The sequence below is a fragment of the Pantoea deleyi genome, from assembly GCF_022647325.1.
Taxonomy (GTDB): domain Bacteria; phylum Pseudomonadota; class Gammaproteobacteria; order Enterobacterales; family Enterobacteriaceae; genus Pantoea; species Pantoea deleyi.
Genome location: NZ_CP071405.1, coordinates 2,466,324 through 2,485,664 on the forward strand (window position 1 = coordinate 2,466,324; position 19,341 = coordinate 2,485,664).

General features: G+C 58.4%; 22 protein-coding genes. 3 read left to right on the forward strand and 19 right to left on the reverse strand.

Annotated elements, in window-relative coordinates; all coding sequences use genetic code 11:
- Nucleotides 1–14: 14 nt before the first annotated feature.
- The 5 genes from nagZ to hinT are packed head-to-tail and all read right to left on the reverse strand — an operon-like array spanning nucleotide 15 to nucleotide 3,243.
- Complete coding sequence (gene nagZ / locus J1C59_RS11595) at nucleotides 15–1,055, reverse strand: beta-N-acetylhexosaminidase (RefSeq protein WP_128084988.1); 1,041 nt, start codon at nucleotides 1,053–1,055, stop codon at nucleotides 15–17.
- A 39-nt stretch (nucleotides 1,056–1,094) separates the two neighbouring features.
- Nucleotides 1,095–1,877, reverse strand: coding sequence for a thiamine kinase (gene thiK / locus J1C59_RS11600; protein WP_140917194.1), 783 nt, complete (start codon nucleotides 1,875–1,877; stop codon nucleotides 1,095–1,097).
- Between the two features lie 16 nt (nucleotides 1,878–1,893).
- A complete protein-coding gene (lpoB, locus tag J1C59_RS11605; RefSeq protein WP_128084987.1) occupies nucleotides 1,894–2,493 on the reverse strand; it encodes a penicillin-binding protein activator LpoB in 600 nt (199 codons plus the stop codon).
- Nucleotides 2,494–2,505: 12 nt separating this feature from the next.
- Entirely contained in the window at nucleotides 2,506–2,874 is a 369-nt protein-coding gene (locus J1C59_RS11610) for a YcfL family putative periplasmic lipoprotein (protein ID WP_128084986.1), read from the reverse strand.
- Nucleotides 2,875–2,892: 18 nt separating this feature from the next.
- Complete coding sequence (gene hinT / locus J1C59_RS11615; RefSeq protein WP_128084985.1) at nucleotides 2,893–3,243, reverse strand: purine nucleoside phosphoramidase; 351 nt, start codon at nucleotides 3,241–3,243, stop codon at nucleotides 2,893–2,895.
- 359 nt (nucleotides 3,244–3,602) lie between these two features.
- Here hinT and J1C59_RS11620 point away from each other — a divergent pair, with 359 nt between their 5' ends.
- Both J1C59_RS11620 and bglB read left to right on the forward strand, forming a co-directional pair.
- Nucleotides 3,603–5,204 (forward strand): MFS transporter, encoded by a 1,602-nt coding sequence (locus J1C59_RS11620; RefSeq protein WP_128084984.1) that lies wholly within the window; start codon nucleotides 3,603–3,605, stop codon nucleotides 5,202–5,204.
- Nucleotides 5,201–6,340 carry a beta-galactosidase BglB gene (gene bglB / locus J1C59_RS11625; protein ID WP_128084983.1) on the forward strand — a complete coding sequence of 380 codons (1,140 nt, stop codon included), beginning with the start codon at nucleotides 5,201–5,203 and terminating at the stop codon, nucleotides 6,338–6,340. The genes J1C59_RS11620 and bglB overlap by 4 nt, the downstream gene beginning before the upstream one ends.
- A 53-nt stretch (nucleotides 6,341–6,393) precedes the next feature.
- Here bglB and ptsG read toward each other — a convergent pair whose 3' ends face one another.
- From ptsG to yceD, 14 genes are all read right to left on the reverse strand, one after another.
- Nucleotides 6,394–7,830 (reverse strand): PTS glucose transporter subunit IIBC, encoded by a 1,437-nt coding sequence (gene ptsG / locus J1C59_RS11630; RefSeq protein WP_128084982.1) that lies wholly within the window; start codon nucleotides 7,828–7,830, stop codon nucleotides 6,394–6,396.
- Nucleotides 7,831–8,121: 291 nt separating this feature from the next.
- Nucleotides 8,122–8,913: a metal-dependent hydrolase gene (locus J1C59_RS11635; protein ID WP_128084981.1), complete on the reverse strand. Its 792-nt coding sequence runs from the start codon at nucleotides 8,911–8,913 to the stop codon at nucleotides 8,122–8,124.
- Between the two features lie 18 nt (nucleotides 8,914–8,931).
- Nucleotides 8,932–9,921 (reverse strand): DNA polymerase III subunit delta', encoded by a 990-nt coding sequence (gene holB / locus J1C59_RS11640; protein WP_128084980.1) that lies wholly within the window; start codon nucleotides 9,919–9,921, stop codon nucleotides 8,932–8,934.
- Nucleotides 9,921–10,553, reverse strand: coding sequence for a dTMP kinase (gene tmk, locus J1C59_RS11645; protein ID WP_128084979.1), 633 nt, complete (start codon nucleotides 10,551–10,553; stop codon nucleotides 9,921–9,923). Before tmk ends, holB begins: the two co-directional genes overlap by 1 nt.
- Nucleotides 10,543–11,562: a cell division protein YceG gene (gene yceG / locus J1C59_RS11650; protein ID WP_128084978.1), complete on the reverse strand. Its 1,020-nt coding sequence runs from the start codon at nucleotides 11,560–11,562 to the stop codon at nucleotides 10,543–10,545. The genes tmk and yceG overlap by 11 nt, the downstream gene beginning before the upstream one ends.
- On the reverse strand, nucleotides 11,559–12,374 hold the full coding sequence (pabC, locus tag J1C59_RS11655) for an aminodeoxychorismate lyase (RefSeq protein WP_128084977.1): 816 nt from the start codon (nucleotides 12,372–12,374) through the stop codon (nucleotides 11,559–11,561). Before pabC ends, yceG begins: the two co-directional genes overlap by 4 nt.
- A gap of 91 nt (nucleotides 12,375–12,465) precedes the next feature.
- Complete coding sequence (gene fabF / locus J1C59_RS11660; protein ID WP_111138648.1) at nucleotides 12,466–13,707, reverse strand: beta-ketoacyl-ACP synthase II; 1,242 nt, start codon at nucleotides 13,705–13,707, stop codon at nucleotides 12,466–12,468.
- An 86-nt stretch (nucleotides 13,708–13,793) separates the two neighbouring features.
- On the reverse strand, nucleotides 13,794–14,030 hold the full coding sequence (acpP, locus tag J1C59_RS11665; RefSeq protein ID WP_003849865.1) for an acyl carrier protein: 237 nt from the start codon (nucleotides 14,028–14,030) through the stop codon (nucleotides 13,794–13,796).
- 154 nt (nucleotides 14,031–14,184) lie between these two features.
- Nucleotides 14,185–14,919, reverse strand: coding sequence for a 3-oxoacyl-ACP reductase FabG (fabG, locus tag J1C59_RS11670; RefSeq protein ID WP_111138647.1), 735 nt, complete (start codon nucleotides 14,917–14,919; stop codon nucleotides 14,185–14,187).
- Between the two features lie 10 nt (nucleotides 14,920–14,929).
- Nucleotides 14,930–15,862 (reverse strand): ACP S-malonyltransferase, encoded by a 933-nt coding sequence (gene fabD, locus J1C59_RS11675; protein ID WP_128084976.1) that lies wholly within the window; start codon nucleotides 15,860–15,862, stop codon nucleotides 14,930–14,932.
- Between the two features lie 16 nt (nucleotides 15,863–15,878).
- Nucleotides 15,879–16,832: a beta-ketoacyl-ACP synthase III gene (locus tag J1C59_RS11680; protein ID WP_098050954.1), complete on the reverse strand. Its 954-nt coding sequence runs from the start codon at nucleotides 16,830–16,832 to the stop codon at nucleotides 15,879–15,881.
- Nucleotides 16,833–17,873 (reverse strand): phosphate acyltransferase PlsX, encoded by a 1,041-nt coding sequence (gene plsX, locus J1C59_RS11685; protein WP_140917188.1) that lies wholly within the window; start codon nucleotides 17,871–17,873, stop codon nucleotides 16,833–16,835. It abuts the gene before it with no gap.
- Nucleotides 17,874–17,898: 25 nt separating this feature from the next.
- On the reverse strand, nucleotides 17,899–18,069 hold the full coding sequence (rpmF, locus tag J1C59_RS11690; RefSeq protein WP_003849870.1) for a 50S ribosomal protein L32: 171 nt from the start codon (nucleotides 18,067–18,069) through the stop codon (nucleotides 17,899–17,901).
- A gap of 14 nt (nucleotides 18,070–18,083) precedes the next feature.
- The gene (gene yceD, locus J1C59_RS11695; protein WP_111138644.1) at nucleotides 18,084–18,605 is read right to left on the reverse strand and encodes a 23S rRNA accumulation protein YceD; all 522 of its coding nucleotides are present in this window, start codon (nucleotides 18,603–18,605) and stop codon (nucleotides 18,084–18,086) included.
- A gap of 140 nt (nucleotides 18,606–18,745) precedes the next feature.
- On the opposite strand from yceD, the gene J1C59_RS11700 reads away from it, so the two are divergent.
- On the forward strand, nucleotides 18,746–19,333 hold the full coding sequence (locus tag J1C59_RS11700; protein WP_128084975.1) for a Maf family protein: 588 nt from the start codon (nucleotides 18,746–18,748) through the stop codon (nucleotides 19,331–19,333).
- The last annotated feature ends 8 nt before the right edge of the window (nucleotides 19,334–19,341 follow it).

Here is a 19,341-nt window from a genome sequence, read left to right on the forward strand (position 1 = left end):
CGGGCAGTCACTGTTTACCACGACGCCTTATGAGCCAGCCAGCGTTCCTGAAGCGCACTCAGTTGCTGGGCGTTGTTTTTCCAGCGATGCGTTGCCTGCAGTTCATCGCGGGTAAACCTGCCCTGATGATACAGCCGCGTAACCCGCTCTGACCCGACCGGGATCAGGTTATCCAGCACACTGATCGCTCCCTGACGCTGATTGCAGACCAGCACCATGTCACATCCCGCATTCAGCGACTGCTGCGCCCGCTCCGCATAGCTGCCCATCACGGCCGCGCCCTCCATCGAAAGATCGTCGGAGAAGATCACGCCGTCAAAGCCCAGCTGCTCACGCAACACGGTTTTCAGCCAGTAAGGCGAACCGCTGGCAGGCAGCGGATCGATATCGGTGTAGATGACGTGGGCAGGCATGATGGCATCCAGGGCCTGCTCCGTGATCAGGCGGCTGAAGATCGCCATGTCATGTTCACGCAGCGTCTTCTCATCGCGTGGATCGCGCGGCGTCTCTTTATGCGAATCGGCGCTGACCGCGCCGTGCCCCGGAAAATGTTTGCCGGTGGTTTTCATGCCCGCCTCGTGCATCCCCGCAATAAAGCGGCGTGCCACGGCCAGGGCGATCGTCGGATCGGCATGGAAGGATCGATCGCCGATCGCGGCGCTGATATGGCCCACGTCGAGCACTGGTGCGAAGCTGATATCGATATCCATCGCGATCATCTCAGCAGCCATCTGCCAGCCCGCCTGCTGTGCCCGCTCGCCAGCGGTCTCTGCATCGTGCAGCGCCGCAAAAGATTGCATGGCGGGTAGCTGGGTAAAACCGTCGCGGAAACGCTGTACGCGTCCGCCCTCCTGATCCACCGCCACCACCAGCCGGGTGTGCGATGCGGCGCGGATCTGACGCACCAGCTCGGCAAGCTGGGCGGGATCGTGATAGTTGTGGGCAAACAAAATTAATCCGCCGACCAGCGGGTGTTGCAGGATTTCGCGATCTTCGCCATCCAGTTCATAGCCGCCGACATCAAGCATCAGCGGGCCGGGCAAATGTGATTTCATAACCTGAATCCTGTAGCGCGACACAAGGGCATCGCGCGATTAAATCTGTTCCCAGCTCTGTTGAGCCAGTTGTTGTAAGGTGGCGTCGTCGCACTGAGCGGCGCGGAGCTGATACCAGCTGGCCATCAGCAGACGCAGCCAGGGCTGCCAGCGTCTGACCTGCTGCGTCAGCGCGGTCAGCGGCAGCTGCATCGCGTCGGCATAGCCGGTCAGCCAGTCGTGCTGATGCTGCGGATCGCAGGCACAAATCGCCGCCAGTTCCAGCGCGACGTCGCCATCGGCGGCATATTCCCAGTCGATCAGCCGCAGCCCCGCCGGGCTCTCGATGACATTGCCGGCATGGAGATCCATGTGCAGCGGTGCCAGCCGCAGCGGCTGCGGTTCCCCCTGCCGGGTCAGACGCCTGAGCGATCGCAGCCAGCGGTGATTGCGCTGCGGCGTAAGCTGCCAGTAGCGCCATAACAGCGGCAGCAGCGGCAGGCGATAGCCGGTCAGCGGCTGCTGATGGAGCCGCTGCAGCAGCGCCAGAATCTGCGGTCGCTGCTGGCTGAAGCGCAACGCATCCAGCGCCTCGCCCGGACACCAGCTCAGGATGATCCCCTGCGGGTTGCCCGCCACGGGCTGCGGCGCGAGGCCGCTGGCACGCAGTTTTCGTAACAGCCGGAATTCACGCTGCCGGTCAACAAACGGGATAACCGGCTGCGGCGCCGCCCGCGCGATAAAGGTGGCGCGCGGGGTGACAATCTTCTGGCTGTGGCCGGTCAGACCCGCGAGCGGCGTAACAGACGCCTTATCCAACCCGCCGGTGACCTGCCCGATCATCCGCTGCAGCGCGGCATCAGTTCTGGGCAATGCCGTTGCCGGACCAGACGATCTCACCGGTCTGAACCAGCATCAGCTGCATCTGCAGGGTCGGCGCTTTGACATCGCCGCTGGCGTTGCTGTAGAGCACATACTGCGCGTTAACGTTGCGCGCCAGGCCAATCGCTTTGCTGCGTGAGTTGAGGCTGTCATCCGGCGATAAGCCCAGCGCCTGCTTCGCCTGCGCCAGCTGATCGGCAGAAACCAGCGTGAATTTGCCGTTGTTATTCAGCGCATTCTGGATAGCCGAAGTGGCTTTCTCGCTCTGGAGCGCACCGTTGGTGCTGTTTTTAACCCGATCGACCAGCAGCACGCTGCCTGGCTCGGCACTGGCGGCCTGCAGCATTTTCGCCACCAGCGGCTGAACGCTGGCATCCCAGTTAATGGTGACCAGTTTCGGCGGCTGAGGCACCGGCTGCGGCTGCGGGACGGGCTGCGGTTCAGGCTGCGGCACGGGCTGCACCGGCTCCACAGGCTGGGTCGGTTCAACCGGTGCAGGCTGCTGCTGTTTTACCACACAGCCGGTCAGAATGAGCGCCATCAGAAGCGCTCCGGTACGATTCACACTGCGTATCACGTAGAAGGATCCTTAAAGATAGAGATAAAGACGAACCTTGCTGGCTGTCAGGTTACCCAGTTGCGAGGCGGCGACAATGCTTCCCTGCGCCGGAACGGTCACGGTCTGCGCCGGTTCCTGCGGGGTAATTTCCAGTCCTTTGTCGTCATACCAGTAGTAACGATAGTGGACAACGACCGGGGCTTCGCGCTGATTATAGAGCACGCTGGTGGCACGTTTCAGTCCGTCGTGCTCATCCAGCGCAGGCTCATCGGTAATGATCCCTGCCGACAGCACAGAGGATTCCATCACCAGTGACTGTGAGGTATTGATCATCGGTTTATCACTGCTGCACGCCGTCAGGCAGAGCAGGATCGGCAGGCCAGTCAGCCAGGATCGCATAGCACGTTTCCGTTATGGTCAGTTTGAGAGCATCGGGCCCAGCGGTTCGCCACCCACCAGATGCATATGGATGTGATAAACCTCCTGGCCCCCATGTTGATTGCAGTTCACAATCAGACGATAGCCATCCTGGTCGATCCCTTCCTGCCGCGCGATTTTCGCCGCGGTGGTGAACATCCGTCCCAGCGCATGTTCATGCGCCGCTTCTGCCTCGTTCACCGTCGGGATCAGCACATTCGGCACGATTAAAATATGGGTTGGCGCTTTGGGCGAGATGTCGCGGAACGCAGTGACCAGCTCATCCTGATAAACCACATCAGCGGGGATTTCGCGGCGGATAATTTTACTAAAAATGGTTTCTTCAGCCATGGTGCAATTCCTGTAGCCTGAGTCGTAATCAATGAGTATGCGGGAGAAATTTGTTTTCTTTCAACCTCAGGACCACTTTTCTTGCATTGTTCGCCTGCCTTTGCAGCAGCCCTGCGATTCCCCGCCCCCTCTGCGCTGCCACGCAGGCATTGCCAGCTGAAATCCTTTAAAAATGAAACGCTGTTTTATAAATTAGAATTTCACCCTCCTTTTCTTTCTCTCATTGCCATTTATTCGCCAGCCCCGGCCAGATTGCGAAGGTTTAGCGCGTCCGTCGGCTCTACTTTGCTAACCAGTCCGGGTGAGATGGCCGGCATCACCAGGGATACATTGCCATATAACCTCAAGGAGCATCCGCTATGCGCTCACGTAAAATTGGTATTGGCCACTATCTGGCCTATGGTTCCGGAGATTTTCTGGGGGCAGGCACCACGGCGCTCACCGCCGCCTGGCTGCTCTATTTCTATACCACCTTCTGCGGCTTAACCCCGATTCAGGCCACGCTGATCTTTGCCGCGGCGCGCGTGCTGGATGCCGTGGTCAGCCCGCTGATGGGCTTTCTGACCGACAATTTCGGCTCGACCTGGCTGGGCAGACGCTTCGGCCGGCGCAGATTCTTTATCCTGCTGGGCATCCCCTGCGTATTCAGCTACAGCCTGATGTGGGTCAGCGACATGAGTTTCTGGTGGTACCTCACCACTTACCTGCTGTTTGACATCATCTACACCATGATTCTGGTGCCCTACGAAACGCTGGTGCCGGAAATGACCGACGACTTTAAGCAGAAGACCCGCTTCTCTGGTGCCCGTATCGGCCTGGCGCAGCTGTCGGCGATACTGGCCGCCTTTCTGCCCGGCATTCTGCTGGGTATACTGGGCAAAGATAATCCCCTCTCCTTTTTCTACGCCAGCCTGGTGTTCTCGGTGATCTGCGCCCTGGTGCTGACGCTGGTCTGGTGCTTTACCTGGGAGCGCCATCCCGATGACTTCTCCGAAGAATCGCGCCGTGCAGAGCAGGAAAAGCAGCAGCTGACGCTGGCGCAGAACCTCAGACGACTCTATGTCGAACTGGCTTCGACGCTGCGCATCCGCATCTTTCGCCAGCATCTCGGGATGTATCTCGGCGGCTACATCGCCCAGGATGTATTCAACGCCGTCTTTACCTGGTATGTGGTGTTTGTGCTGATGCAGAGCGCGCAGGTCGCCTCCAGCCTGATGGGCACGATGGCGGTGCTGCAGTTTATCGCCGTGATGGCGATGATCCCGCTCTGCATCCGTATCGGGCCTGCGCCCGCCTATCGTCTGGTGGCAATCCTGTTTGGCCTGGCGGCGCTCTCCTACGCCGGATTGTGGTATGCCGGCATGAACGACAATCTTTCGCTGCTGCTTGCGATCTCCGCGCTGGCCGGGCTGGGACGCGGCGGCATTAACTATGTCCCCTGGAACACCTACACCTATATCGCCGACGTGGATGAGGTGATTACCGGTCAGCGCCGCGAGGGGATCTTCGCCGGCATCATGACCCTGACGCGTAAAGCCTCCCAGGCCGGAGCCGTCATGCTGGTCGGGATCGTGCTGCAGCTCTCCGGCTTTGTCTCGGGTCAGGCGACACAAACGCCCGCCGTCAGCCACACGATCCTGACGATTCTGAGCCTCGGCACCTTAGCCGTACTGGCCTGCGGCTTTGTAGTCTCACTGCGCTTTAAGCTCAACCTGCAGACCCATACCGTGCTGCGTCAGGAGACGCTGAAGATGCGTGAGGCGAACCGCACCGTACCGGAAACGCTCACGCCAGCGGCGCGCGACATCGTAGAGACGCTGGCGGGCATGCCCTATGAAAACCTGTGGGGCAATAACAACATCGGCTTTCTGAATCGCCATAAGCCTGCGGCGGCTAAATACCCTGCCCGCGCCCCGGTCACGCCCTCTCTGAACCCGACCTTAAACAGGAATAAATTATGATCCTCTACCCCGTAAAACAGAGCAGCCTCCTGCGGCAGCCGACCTGGCTGCTGCCGCGCCGCGAACTGGTTCAGCTGATTCAGAAGCTGACGCAAAATCTGATTAACATCACCGACGAAACCGGCGAATTTCTGCTGCGGCTGGACGATGGCAGGGTGATCGATACCAAAGGCTGGGCGGGCTGGGAATGGACGCACGGTATCGGTCTCTATGGCATGCTGCACTACTATCAGCAGACCGGCGACACGGAGACGCTGGCGATCATCGATTCCTGGTTCGCGCAGCGCCTGGCGGAGGGAACGCCGACCAAGAACGTGAACACCGTCTGTCCTTTTCTGACGCTGGCTTACCGCTATGAAGAGACCCGAAACCCGGCCTGGCTGCCGGTGCTGGAGCGCTGGGCAGAGTGGGTCATGTATGAGATGCCGCGAACCGCGCGGGGCGGCCTGCAGCACATCGTCTATAACAGTGAAAACAGCCAGCAGCTCTGGGATGACACGCTGATGATGAGCGTGATGGCGCTGGCAAAAATCGGCCAGCTGCTGAAGCGCGACGAGTGGATCGAGGAGGCGAGCTATCAGTTCCTGCTGCACACGCAGTATCTGATGGATCGCGAAACCGGCCTGTGGTTTCACGGCTGGAGCTTCGACGGTTGCCATAACTTCGCCAGGGCGCGCTGGGCGCGCGGCAACAGCTGGGTGACGATTGTGATCCCCGATTTTCTGGAGATGATGAACTGGCCTGAGCATCACGCCTCCCGCCGTTTTCTGCAGCAGGTGCTGGAGACGCAGGCTGACGCCCTCCGCGCCTGCCAGCACCCCAGCGGTCTGTGGCACACCCTGCTCGACGATCCCGACAGCTATCTGGAGGCTTCGGCCACCGCCGGGTTTGCCTATGGCATGCTGAAAGCCGTGCGCAAGCGCTATCTGCCCGCGGCGTATCGCGAGGTAGCCGAAAAGGCGCTGCGCGGTGTGATTGCCCATATCGATGAGGATGGCGAGCTGAAGCAGGTCTCGTTTGGCACCGCAATGGGCAGCGACCTGGATTACTACCGCGCGGTGCCCCTCACCTCTATGCCTTACGGCCAGGCGATGGCCCTGCTCTGTCTGACCGAGTACCTGCGCGTATATCTCTGAATCGCGCCCAAAAAAAGCCCCGCATAGCGGGGCTTTTTCACGGCAGTGACGCATCACATGCTGCGGATGTAATCATCCATGTCTGTCTTCAGGTTATCGGATTTGGTCCCGAAGATAGCCTGCACGCCGGAACCGGCCACCACCACGCCACGGGCGCCGAGGTTTTTCAGTTCGGTCTGGTCAACTTTGCCCACATCGGCAACGCTGACGCGCAGACGTGTGATACAGGCGTCCAGGTTAGTGATGTTCTCTTTACCACCAAACGCAGCCACCAGTTTGCCCGCCATCTCAGAGCCGGTCGCCGCAGACTGGTCGCTGCTGCTGCTCTCTTCACGGCCAGGGGTTTTCAGGTCCAGTTTGGCAATCAGCACACGGAAGATGGTGTAGTACACCAGGCCGTAGATGATACCGATAATCGGGAACAGCCAGATTTTGCTGCTGTTACCACTCAGCACGATAAAGTCGATCAGGCCGTGTGAGAAGCTGGTGCCATCACGCATGCCCAGCAGGATACAGATCGGGAATGCCAGACCGGCCAGCAGCGCATGGATCACATACAGGATCGGTGCCACGAACATGAAGGAGAATTCAATCGGTTCGGTGATGCCGGTCAGGAATGAGGTCAGCGCAGCGGAGATCATGATACCACCCACTTTGGCACGGTTTTCCGGTTTCGCTGAGTGCCAGATAGCAATCGCCGCAGCCGGCAGACCGTACATTTTGAACAGGAAGCCGCCAGAGAGTTTACCTGCGGTCGGGTCACCCGCCATGTAGCGTGGGATGTCGCCGTGGAAGACCTGACCTGCCGCATTGGTGTATTCACCAATCTGCATCTGGAAAGGAACGTTCCAGATATGGTGCAGACCGAATGGCACCAGCGAACGCTCAACCACGCCATAGATACCGAAGGCCACAACCGGGTTCTGATAGGCCGCCCACTGTGAGAACTCCTGAATCGCTGCACCGACAGGTGGCCAGATGAAGGAGAGCAGCACGCCCAGCACAATCGCCGCCAGACCCGAGATGATCGGCACAAAGCGCTTACCGGCGAAGAAGCCCAGATATTCAGGCAGCTTGATGCGGTAGAAGCGGTTAAACATATAGGCCGCGATGGAACCGGCGATAATGCCGCCGAGAACCCCGGTGTCGGCGAGGTGTTTCGCCTCGATTTCCGCTGCGGAGAGATGCAGCACCAGCGGTGCCACGACCGCCATGGTTTTCACCATGATGCCATAGGCGACAACGGCGGCCAGCGCCGAGACACCGTCGTTATTGGTAAAGCCCAGCGCCACGCCGATCGCAAAGATCAGTGGCATGTTGGCGAACACCGATCCACCCGCTTCTGCCATTACATGCGAAACCACTGCAGGCAACCAGCTGAAATTGGCTGAACCGACTCCTAATAAAATACCGGCAATCGGCAGAACCGAAACCGGCAGCATCAGCGATTTACCGACCTTTTGAAGGTTGGCAAAAGCATTTTTGAACATAGCGTGAAGCTCCTGAGTATGAGTGCATATTTGCGCAGTGCGCGTGGCAAAGAGGGAGGATTCCTTGCCGGGGTGGCGGTGACCGCCTTTTGATTTATTACGAAGGGTAAAATAAATACCGGCCTGTTACTTTGACGGCTATCACGTTTCAACAATCCCGGACGCGCACTTTACGAAATTTCTCACTGACCTGCACGATTAATCGGCGATAAAAAGCTGACCCTGTCTTTAAAAACAGGGTCATATGAGCAGATGACAGATTAATTACAGAGACTGAAATAAAAAGCGGGATCAGGCGCCCAGCTGGCTCATAGGGATATGAAACAGCGTAGAGAAGTTCTGTGTGGTGGCGGCGGCCAGAGTTTCCATATCCACCCCTTTCAGGACGGCCAGATATTCGGCCACGTCGCGGGTATAGGCGGGCTGATTCTCTTTACCGCGGTACGGCACCGGTGCCAGATAAGGGGAATCCGTCTCTACCAGCATCCGATCCAGCGGCACATAACGCGCCGCTTCACGCAGCTGCTCAGCATTACGGAAGGTAACGATCCCGGAGAAGGAGATATAGAAGCCCATATCCAGCAGCTTCGCGGCCGTGGGCTGATCCTCGGTGAAGCAGTGCAGCACGCCGCCGCAGCGCTCAACCTGCTCTTCACGCAGAATCGCCAGCGTGTCATCACGCGCATCGCGGGTGTGGACGATAATCGGCTTATTCAGCGCAATGCCGGTACGGATATGTTCGCGGAATGAGCGCTGCTGCTGCTCTCTGGTCTCGGGCTGATAGTGGTAATCCAGCCCGGTTTCACCCAGCGCCACCACACGGGGATCGGCGGAGAGCCGGCGAAACTCCTCAACGTCGTAAGCCTCTTCCTGATTCAGCGGATGCACACCGCAGGAGAGCGCAATGTTCTGCCGATCGCCGACCAGCGCTTTCAGGGTGTGAAAACCCGGCAGCGTGGTGGCGATGGCCAGCATGAATTTCACATCCCGGGCCGCCGCTTTGGCGATCACATCATCGAGGTCACGGTGGTGCTTTTCATAATCCAGGCCATCAAGATGGCAATGGGAATCAACAATAAACATAACTAGTCTCAGCGAGGGTTAGCGGATCAGGGTGGGCTTTTCGGTCTCTGCCCAGCTCAGCAGCTGATCCGTCAGTAAGAGTTCACGATTTACCGAGGCGACATGCAGCAGCTGCTCACGACAGCGCATCCACGCGCGGGTGCTGTTATCGAGTGCGCTGGCCGGGAAGTGGGCGGCCAGCAGCACCACCACATCCTGGCGGTCGCCATTGCTCAGCCACTGCGTCGCATTCTGCTGCCATTTCATTGCGTCCAGCAGCAGGGAGAGCAGCCAGCCAATTCGGGTGGCCGCATCCTCTGCATTCAGCACCGGCAGCAGTTGCAGGATATCGTGCTGCAGCGCGCCGGGCAGCGCATCGCACAGTTTCTGCCGCGCCTGCCACGGCCCGGTTTCCAGCAGGCTCAATGCCGCACCGGGCGCACCGGCACTCAGCCGCAGCGCCGCCAGCAGCATCTGTTCCTCATGTGAAGCGTGCTTTTTCAGCCAGAGCAGACTCTGGCCTTCATCCGGTGGCGTCAGCGGCAGCGTCATACAGCGACTGCGCAGCGTCGCCAGCAGACGCGAAGGATCGCGGCTGCTGAGGAAAAACCAGCTGTTGGCAGGCGGCTCTTCCAGCGTTTTCAGCAGAGCGTTGGCGGCCGCTTCCGTCAGCTGCGCGGCATCCGGCAGCCAGACCACTTTCGCGCCGCCCTGCTGACCAAAGTGGTAGAGCTTTTCCGTCACCTGACGCACCGCATCGATGCCCAGGGTACTTTTGCCCTTCTCCGCCTCGAGCCGGTACCAGTCCGGATGGGTATTCGCCTGCATCAGCTGGCAGCCGTGACACACGCCGCAACTTTTCAGGCCGTCCGGCTGCTGGCACATCAGCCAGCGACTTGTCCCCCAGACCAGCGCCTCATCGCCCATCCCGGCCATCGCCTGAATCAGCAGCGCATGATGCGCGCGATTCTCCTGATGCTGGCCAATGACATGACGATAGGGCTGATTCAGCCACGGATACCAGTTCATTACGCCTGCTCCGACAGCCACTGCGTCAGGGTCGCCTGAAGTGACGCCGTCACGTCGGTCAGCGCCTGCGTGGCGTCGATGGTCAGGATGGTGGGATCGTTGTCCGCCAGCGCCAGGTAACGCGCGCGGGTGCGCTCAAAGAAGCGCAGCGACTCCTGCTCGATACGGTCCAGCTCACCGCGCGCCCGCGCCCGCTGCAGGCCGATTTCCGGCGTAACATCCAGATAGAGGGTCAGATCAGGACGGAAGTCGCCCAGCACGGCATCGCGCAGCGTCTGCATCAGATCGCTGTCCAGTCCGCGTCCGCCGCCCTGATAAGCCTGAGAGGAGAGATCGTGGCGATCGCCGATCACCCAGGCGCCGCGAGCCAGTGCCGGTTTGATCACGGTCTCCACCAGCTGAACCCGCGCCGCATAGAGCATCAGCAGTTCCGCTTTGTCCGTGACCTGCTCACCCTCAATGCCCTGCTTTACCAGCACCCGCAGCTGTTCGGCCAGCGGCGTACCGCCAGGCTCACGGGTAAAGACCAGATCGGTGATGCCGCGGGCGTGCAGCGTGGCAACGATGGCGTCGCGCGCGGTGGTCTTTCCGGCGCCTTCCAGGCCTTCGATGACGATAAACTTACTGTTCATTTTTTTCCTTTAGCGTCTGCCGGTACACCTGCACCGCCTGATTATGGCTGGCCAGATTGGTAGTAAAGGTATGACCGCCCTTGCCGTCCGCCACGAAGTAGAGATAGTTGGTTTTCTCCGGATGCGCAGCCGCCAGCAGAGAAGCCTTACCCGGCATCGCGATCGGGCCAGGCGGCAGGCCGTTAATCATATAGGTATTGTAATCGCTGGCGGTCTCAAGATCTTTACGGGTGAGCGATCCATTGTAGCGATCGCCCATGCCGTAGATCACGGTCGGGTCGGTCTGCAGCCGCATCCCGGTCCGCAGCCGGTTGATAAAGACCGAGGCGACACGCGCGCGCTCCTGGCTGACGCCCGTCTCTTTTTCGATGATGGAGGCCATCGTCACCAGATCCTGAGGCGTTTTGTAGGGCAGATTATCCGCCCGTCCCTGCCAGACCTCGTCGATAGTTTTTTTCATCCGCTCATGGGCGCGTTCCAGCAGGGCCATATCCGTGGTATTCGCCGTATAGAGATAGGTGTCCGGAAAGAAGTTCCCCTCCAGCTGAGCCGGCTCAACCTTGAGCGCGCTGGCCAGAGTGGCAAACTGATCGTCTTTCAGCGTATGGCGGATGTAGGGTGCTTTACGCAGCTCGCTCAGCCACTCTTTAAGCCGCTGCCCTTCCACAAACCGTACCGGGAACTGCGCCTCTTTACCGCTGGCCAGCAGCTGTAACAGCGCACGTACCGTCATCGTCGGCTCCAGGCGATAGGTTCCCGCCTTGAAGGTGGCCAGTTCCGGCTCCAGACGCAACAGCGCACCAAACCAGATGCTGCGCGGAATGATCTTCTGATCCTCCAGCTGCGCCTCCAGTGCCACCCGGCCCGTACCGGCAGGCAGTGTGTAGATCGTCTCCTGCTGCAGCGTTAGCGGGGTCGCCGCAAACTGCTTAATCTGCCAGTAGCTCACTGCCGCCGCGAGCCCCACGATGACCAGCAGGGTCACGAGAATTTTTTTGCTTCGAGTCATGATGCTTCCATTATCTTTTCACAGCCTGCCTGCAGCTGATTAAACAGCAGGCGTTCAGTAAACTGTACCGCCTCAATCTGTCGGACCGGCAGTACCGGCATCAGCGTATTGCAGATGACGACTTCATCCGCAGCCAGCAGCTGCGCCGGTTCGCTTTGTACGACCTGGCAAGCCTGGCCCGTGGCCGCGAGTTGCGCCATCAGACTCCGCCGCATAATGCCATCCACCCCCGACGCTGAGAGATCGGGCGTGAAAATCTGGCTGCCCTGGCGCCAGAATAAATTGGCCGCACAGCATTCCACCACCCAACCTTCAGTGTCAAGCACCAGCGCCTCGTCGGCGTCCGTCTGGTCAAGATGAGCGCGGATCATCACCTGCTCAAGGCGGTTAAGATGTTTAAGGCCGGCAAACTGCGCGTTTCGCGCCAGGCGGATCGGGCTGATCCGCAGCGAGGCACCCCGCTGCTGTAATCCGGCGTAGTGCTGCGGCCAGGGGGCCAGCGACACGATCCGGGTCGGTTCGCCGCAGCCCTGACGACTGTAGCCGCGTCCGCCGCTGCCCGCGCTGATAATAACCTTCAGCACTGCCAGGGCCTGCTGGTGCGCAGCGGCGACCATCTCTGCTTCGAGCTGGTGCCAGTCAACCCCGCCGATCCATAACCGCTCGCAGCCCTGTCTGAGCCGCTGAAGGTGGCTTTCCAGCAGCACAATTTTACCCTGGCGCACGGCGGCGGTGGTAAAGCAGCCATCGCCGAACTGCAGACCCCGATCGGTGGCAGCCAGCGTCGGCTGTCTGATCCCGTTAATCCACATGCTTCTCTCCTGAGCCCGATTCACCCTGTCGGCGCCCGCCGCAGGATAAAAAAAGGCCCGCATCGCGGGCCTTGTCAGCTATCTGCAACGATTACACCTTACGGAAGATCAGGGAACCGTTGGTACCGCCGAAGCCAAAGGAGTTACACAGCGTGTACTCCAGGCCGGAAACCTGACGCGCGGTGTGCGGCACGAAATCGAGATCGCAGCCTTCATCCGGATTGTCGAGGTTAATGGTCGGTGGAACCGCCTGGTCGCGCAGTGCCAGAATCGAGTAGATCGATTCAACCGCGCCCGCTGCGCCCAGCAGATGCCCGGTCATGGATTTGGTTGAGCTCACCATGACTTTACTGGCCGCTGCGCCAAACACTGATTTCACCGCCTGGGCTTCGGCCTTATCACCCGCTGGCGTGGAAGTGCCGTGTGCGTTGACATAGCCGATCTGCTCTGGCGTGAGCTGCGCATCGCGCAGTGCGTTGACCATCGCCGCCGCAGCGCCTGAGCCATCTTCGGGAGGTGATGTCATGTGGTAAGCATCGCTGCTCATGCCAAAACCGACGATTTCCGCATAGATTTTCGCACCACGTTTCTTCGCATGTTCGTACTCTTCGAGTACCACGATGCCCGCGCCGTCACCCAGCACGAAACCATCACGATCTTTATCCCACGGGCGGCTGGCCGCTTGCGGGTTGTCGTTACGGGTTGAGAGAGCACGTGCCGCACCGAAACCACCGACGCCCAGTGGCGTACTGGCTTTCTCTGTGCCACCTGCCAGCATCACGTCAGCATCGTTATAGGCGATGATACGTGCGGCATGACCGATGTTGTGCACACCAGAGGTACAGGCTGTCGCGATAGAGATGCTTGGGCCTTTCAGGCCATACATAATGGTGAGATGACCCGCCACCATGTTGACGATGGTTGAAGGCACAAAGAACGGACTGATTTTGCGTGGGCCGCCGTTGACCAGTGAAGAGTGGTTCTCTTCAATCAGGCCCAGGCCACCGATGCCGGAACCAATTGCTGCACCCATACGGCTTGCATTTTCCTCGGTCACAACCAGACCGCTGTCCTGCATAGCCTGAATACCGGCCACAATGCCGTACTGGATGAATTCATCCATCTTGCGCTGATCTTTGCGCGAGATGAAATCATCACAATTGAAATCTCTTACCAGACCTGCAAAACGCGTTGCATAAGCACTGGTATCAAAATGGTCGATCAGGTTAATGCCGCTCTGACCGGCAAGGAGAGCACTCCAGGTAGACTCTACGGTATTGCCGACAGGAGACAACATGCCAAGACCAGTCACAACTACACGACGCTTAGACACGTTCGTCCTCCAGGGAGGGAAAATAGGGAACTATGTGGGACAAATAAAAAAAATCAGGCGGTCGAGCGACCGCCTGAAGGTATTCATTAGCCTTTATGGCTATTGATGTAGTCGATCGCTGCCTGAACGGTAGTGATTTTCTCAGCTTCTTCGTCTGGAATCTCAGTATCAAACTCTTCTTCCAGAGCCATCACCAGCTCAACGGTATCAAGAGAATCGGCACCCAGGTCTTCTACGAAAGATGCAGAGTTGGTGACTTCTTCCTCTTTCACACCCAGCTGCTCACTGATGATTTTCTTAACGCGTTGTTCGATATCGCTCATACTATTTAATTTCCTATCAAAACTCGCTTACGCGATGGTTTTCGTAGTGTATAAAATGGTGAAAAAGATGCAACAAAATCCCGGCTGGTCGAACCACGATTTTGCGTTATTTTGCGGTTTTAACCGCAAATAAAGCAAATGTTTTCGTGATTTATCAGACCATGTACATTCCGCCATTGACGTGCAGCGTTTCACCTGTGATGTAGGCTGCTTCGTCAGAGGCTAAAAATGCCACAGCATTGGCGATTTCCTGTGCATCGCCTAAGCGACCCGCAGGGACTTCCGCCAAAATACCGGAACGTTGATCTTCGTTCAGTGCCCGCGTCATGTCAGTCTCAATGAAGCCTGGAGCCACGACGTTGACGGTAATGCCACGTGACGCGATTTCGCGCGCCAGTGATTTGCTAAAGCCAATCAAACCCGCTTTTGCTGCCGCGTAGTTTGCCTGGCCCGCATTACCCATGGTACCGACAACGGAACCAATGGTGATGATACGGCCCACGCGCTTCTTCATCATGGCACGCAGAACCGCCTTAGAAAGGCGGAATACCGATGTGAGGTTGGTATCCAGGATATCCTGCCACTCATCGTCCTTCATGCGCATGAGAAGATTATCACGCGTAATGCCTGCATTATTGACTAAGATATCCACTTCGCCAAATTCCGCGCGAATATTCTCTAAAACACTGTCAATTGAGCCAGCGTCAGTCACATTCAGTAACAGACCCTTTCCCTTGTCGCCAAGGTAAGCACTGATGGCGTCGGCGCCACTCTGGCTGGTTGCAGTCCCGACCACTTTTGCACCACGTGCCGCCAGGGTTTCTGCAATCGCACGACCAATGCCGCGACTCGCGCCGGTTACCAGCGCAACTTTACCTTCAAAGCTCATGATTTTCCTCTTATTCCTTACCGAGTGCCGCTGACAGGGAGGCCGTATCGTTTACGGCAGCCGCGGTCAGAGTATCGACAATGCGTTTCGTCAGACCGGTCAGGACTTTGCCTGGGCCCATCTCCAGCAGCTGCGTGACGCCCTGGGCCGCCATCGCTTCCACGCTCTCGGTCCAGCGGACCGGGCTGTAGAGCTGGCGAACCAGCGCATGACGGATAGCCGCCGCGTCGGTTTCAACTTTCACATCAACGTTGTTGATTACCGGCACCGCAGGCGCATTGAAGGTTATGCTCTCCAGCGCCACGGCCAGTTTATCGGCCGCTGGCTTCATCAGTGCACAGTGAGACGGCACGCTGACCGGCAGTGGCAGAGCACGCTTCGCGCCCGCCGCTTTACAGGCTGCACCGGCACGCTCAACGGCTTCTTTGTTACCCGCGATGACCACCTGACCCGGCGAGTTAAAGTTCACTGGTGAAACGACCTGACCCTGCGCGCTCTCTTCGCACGCCTTACGGATCGCCGCATCATCCAGGCCGATAATCGCCTGCATGGCGCCCGTGCCTTCCGGCACCGCTTCCTGCATCAGTTTGCCGCGCAGTTCAACCAGCTTCACCGCATCGGCAAAGTTGATGACACCTGCGCAGACCAGCGCCGAGTATTCACCCAGGCTGTGACCCGCCATCAGGCGAGGCTGTTCGCCGCCCTGCTGCTGCCAGATCCGGTAGATAGCCACGGAGGCAGCTAACAGCGCAGGCTGCGTCTGCCAGGTTTTGTTCAGCTCTTCGGCCGGACCCTGACTGACTAACTGCCACAGGTCATATCCCAGTGCGTCAGAGGCTTCACGGAAGGTCTCTTCCACCAGTGGATAGCGTGCCGCTAATTCAGTCAGCATGCCTACGGTCTGTGAGCCCTGACCGGGAAAAACAAATGCAAATTGCGTCATCTTTCGTTCCTGTCAATCAAAAGCGAACCAGCGCAGAACCCCAGGTGAATCCACCACCAAAGGCTTCCAGCAGAATAAGGTGTCCGGGTTTGATGCGGCCATCGCGCACCGCTTCGTCCAGCGCGCTTGGCACTGAGGCGGCAGAGGTGTTGCCGTGACGATCCAGCGTGACAACCACTTTATCCATGGTCATGCCAAGTTTTTTCGCCGTGGCGCTGATGATGCGCAGGTTCGCCTGGTGAGGCACCAGCCAGTCCAGCATTTCGCGATCGAGGTTGTTGGCCTGCAGCGTTTCATCGACGATGTGCGCCAGTTCGGTCACGGCGACCTTGAAGACTTCGTTGCCAGCCATAGTGACATAGGCAGGCTGATCCTGATGGGCACGATCCTGATAAGGCAGCGTCAGCAGCTGCGCATAGCGGCCATCCGCATGAAGATGGGTGGAGATAATCCCCTGCTCTTCGCTCTGGCCCAGCACAACGGCACCGGCACCATCACCAAACAGGATAATCGTGCCGCGATCTTCCGGATCCAGCGCGCGCGCCAGCACGTCAGCGCCGATCACCAGCGCATGCTTAACCGCGCCATTTTTGATGTATTGGTCGGCGACGCTCAGGGCATAGGTGAAACCTGCACAGGCGGCCGCGAGGTCAAACGCCGCGCAATCTTTGATCTCCAGCATTTGCTGGATCATGCAGGCGGAGCTGGGGAAGGCGTGACTGGAAGAGGTTGTGGCGACAATGATCAACCCAACGTCGTTCGCGTCGATTCCTGCCATTTCAAGGGCGCGTTGCGCCGCACTGAATCCCATGGTGGCGACGGTTTCATCTGGCGCGGCAATGCGACGCTCACGGATGCCGGTACGGGTAACAATCCACTCGTCCGACGTCTCCACCATTTTTTCCAGATCGGCATTGGTGCGAACCTGGCTGGGCAGATAACTGCCCGTACCGATAATTTTGGTATACATCTAGGCTTTGTCACTCCTGGCTAATACAGCATCAAGGCGCGCAGCAATTCGCTCAGGAATGTGCTGCCTCACCGCCTGCTCTGCCTGTTCTATCGCCACGGCGAAGGCGTGTTGATTTGCTGCGCCGTGACTTTTGATCACTGTTCCGCGCAATCCTAACAGACAAGCGCCATTGTACTGGTCAGGGTTGAGTTGCCCGAATCGCTTCGCCAGACGTTTCTGAATCCAGCGTCCCAGCAACGTCAGCCACCATGACCGTTTTTTGCCTTCCCCTGATGATTTCAGCAGAGAAAGAAACATTCTTACCACGCCTTCCATCGTCTTCAGCGTGACGTTTCCGACAAAACCGTCACAGACCATGACATCCGTTTTGCCGGTGAGCAACTCGTTACCTTCGAGGTAACCAATATAGTTGATCTGCGGAGTGTCCCGCAGCATCACCGCGGCATCGCGGATAGTTTCCAGCCCTTTGGTCTCTTCATGACCAATATTGAGCAACGCTACGCGGGGCCGTGGGATGCCCAGCACATGCTCAGCCATCACCGACCCCATCACCGCAAACTGCACCAGCATCGCACTGTCCGAGCCCACATTTGCGCCCAGGTCCAGCACCACGGTTTTCCCCTGCTGCTGATGCGGTAACACGGACATCAGCGCCGGACGTTTAATGCCATCCAGCGGCTTTAATAACAGCGTCGACAGCCCCATCAGCGCACCGGTATTACCGGCGCTGATGCAGGCCGCTGCACGTCCCTCTTTGACCATCTCCAGCGCGACGCGCATTGAACTGCCGCGACTGTTCCGGATGGCCTGAGCGGGCCGCGCATCACTTGCAATAACCGATTCGGCAGGGATCACCTGCAAACGCCCCATCAGGGAGGAATCCGCTTTGGCAAGCAATGGCGTGAGAGTGTCGGGATGACCGACCAGAAGAAGGAATAGCTCCGAATGAGAGGCCAGTGCCTGCAATGCTGCAGGCACTGTCACGCAGGGACCGAAGTCCCCGCCCATGGCATCAATCGCCAGGGTCAAACGTGTCAAGGTATCGCCTTGCTAAGCAAGAAACTTACTTAACGATAACCTTGCGACCGCGGTAGTAACCGTCCGCAGTGATGTGGTGACGCAGATGAGTTTCGCCAGAAACTTTATCTACTGACAGAGCAGCAGTGGTCAGCGCATCGTGCGAACGACGCATACCACGCTTAGAACGGGTGGGTTTATTCTGTTGTACGGCCATGGACCTTACTCCTATTACTTACGCTTTAAACTGGCTAATACGGCAAATGGATTTGGTTTCTCCGCCTCTGCAGGCAGTTTGCCAAAGACCATGTCCGCCTCGGACACTTCACAGTGTTCAGAATCGTGCACCGGAACGACCGGCAGCGCGAGAATCAGTTCATCCTCAACAACCGCCAGCAGATCGATCTCACCAAACTCATTAACATCGACCGGCTCGTACGCTTCCGGCAATGCCTCGGCCTGCTCTTCAGAAGAGACAGGGCTGAAGCAATAACTTACTTTTACGTGATGGGGAAAGGTCTGGTTGCAGCGCTGGCAGCGCAACGTCACATTTACTTCAGCAGTACCCGTCAGTACCGCCAGACGCTGGCTATCAACCGCAAACGACATGGCACAATCCACATCACTGTCCACACTAACGACCGACTCGGCCACACGCTCCACCTGTACAGATGTGTAGACACCCTGATAATCAAGGCGCTTCTGAGCGGTGCGGACAGGGTCCAGCGTTAGGGGTAATTTTACCTTTTGCATAGGGCGCGCATATTAACTTTGTAATGTCATAGAGTCAAAGAAAAAGGCCGTTAAACAGCATCTTTCAACCACTATTCGCATCCAGTGCGGCGCACAGTTTAAAATGACTGTCACCAATTCGCTATCACTATTGAAAAAAAATGACACCATCAATTCTTTTAGCTTCCACCTCCCCCTTCCGGCAGACGCTGTTAAGCAAGCTGGGGCTGCCTTTTATCACGGCCGCGCCTGAGGTGGATGAGTCGCCTCGTCCCGGTGAAAGTGCAGAGGCGCTGGTAACGCGACTTGCCGTAGCGAAAGCGCAGGCGCTGGCCGGAAGCCATCCCGACCACTGGATCATCGGCTCCGATCAGGTCTGTGTACTGGAGGGGGCGATCACCGGTAAGCCGCATACCGCAGAGAATGCCCGGGCACAGCTGCGCGCCGCCAGCGGCAAGGCCATCACCTTCTATACCGGGCTGGCCCTTTTTCATCCGGCCAGCGGCAGGCTGCTGCAGTGCTGTGAGCCTTTTGTGGTGCATTTCCGCACGCTGACCGACGCGGAAATCGCAGGCTATGTGGAAAAGGAGCAGCCGCTGCAGTGCGCGGGCAGTTTTAAGAGCGAGGGGCTGGGGATTTGTCTGTTTGACCGGCTGGAGGGACGCGATCCCAATACGCTGGTCGGCCTGCCGCTGATTGCGCTCAGCGCGATGTTACAGCAGGCCGGCATCAACCCCTTAACGGCGTGATGCCGGCG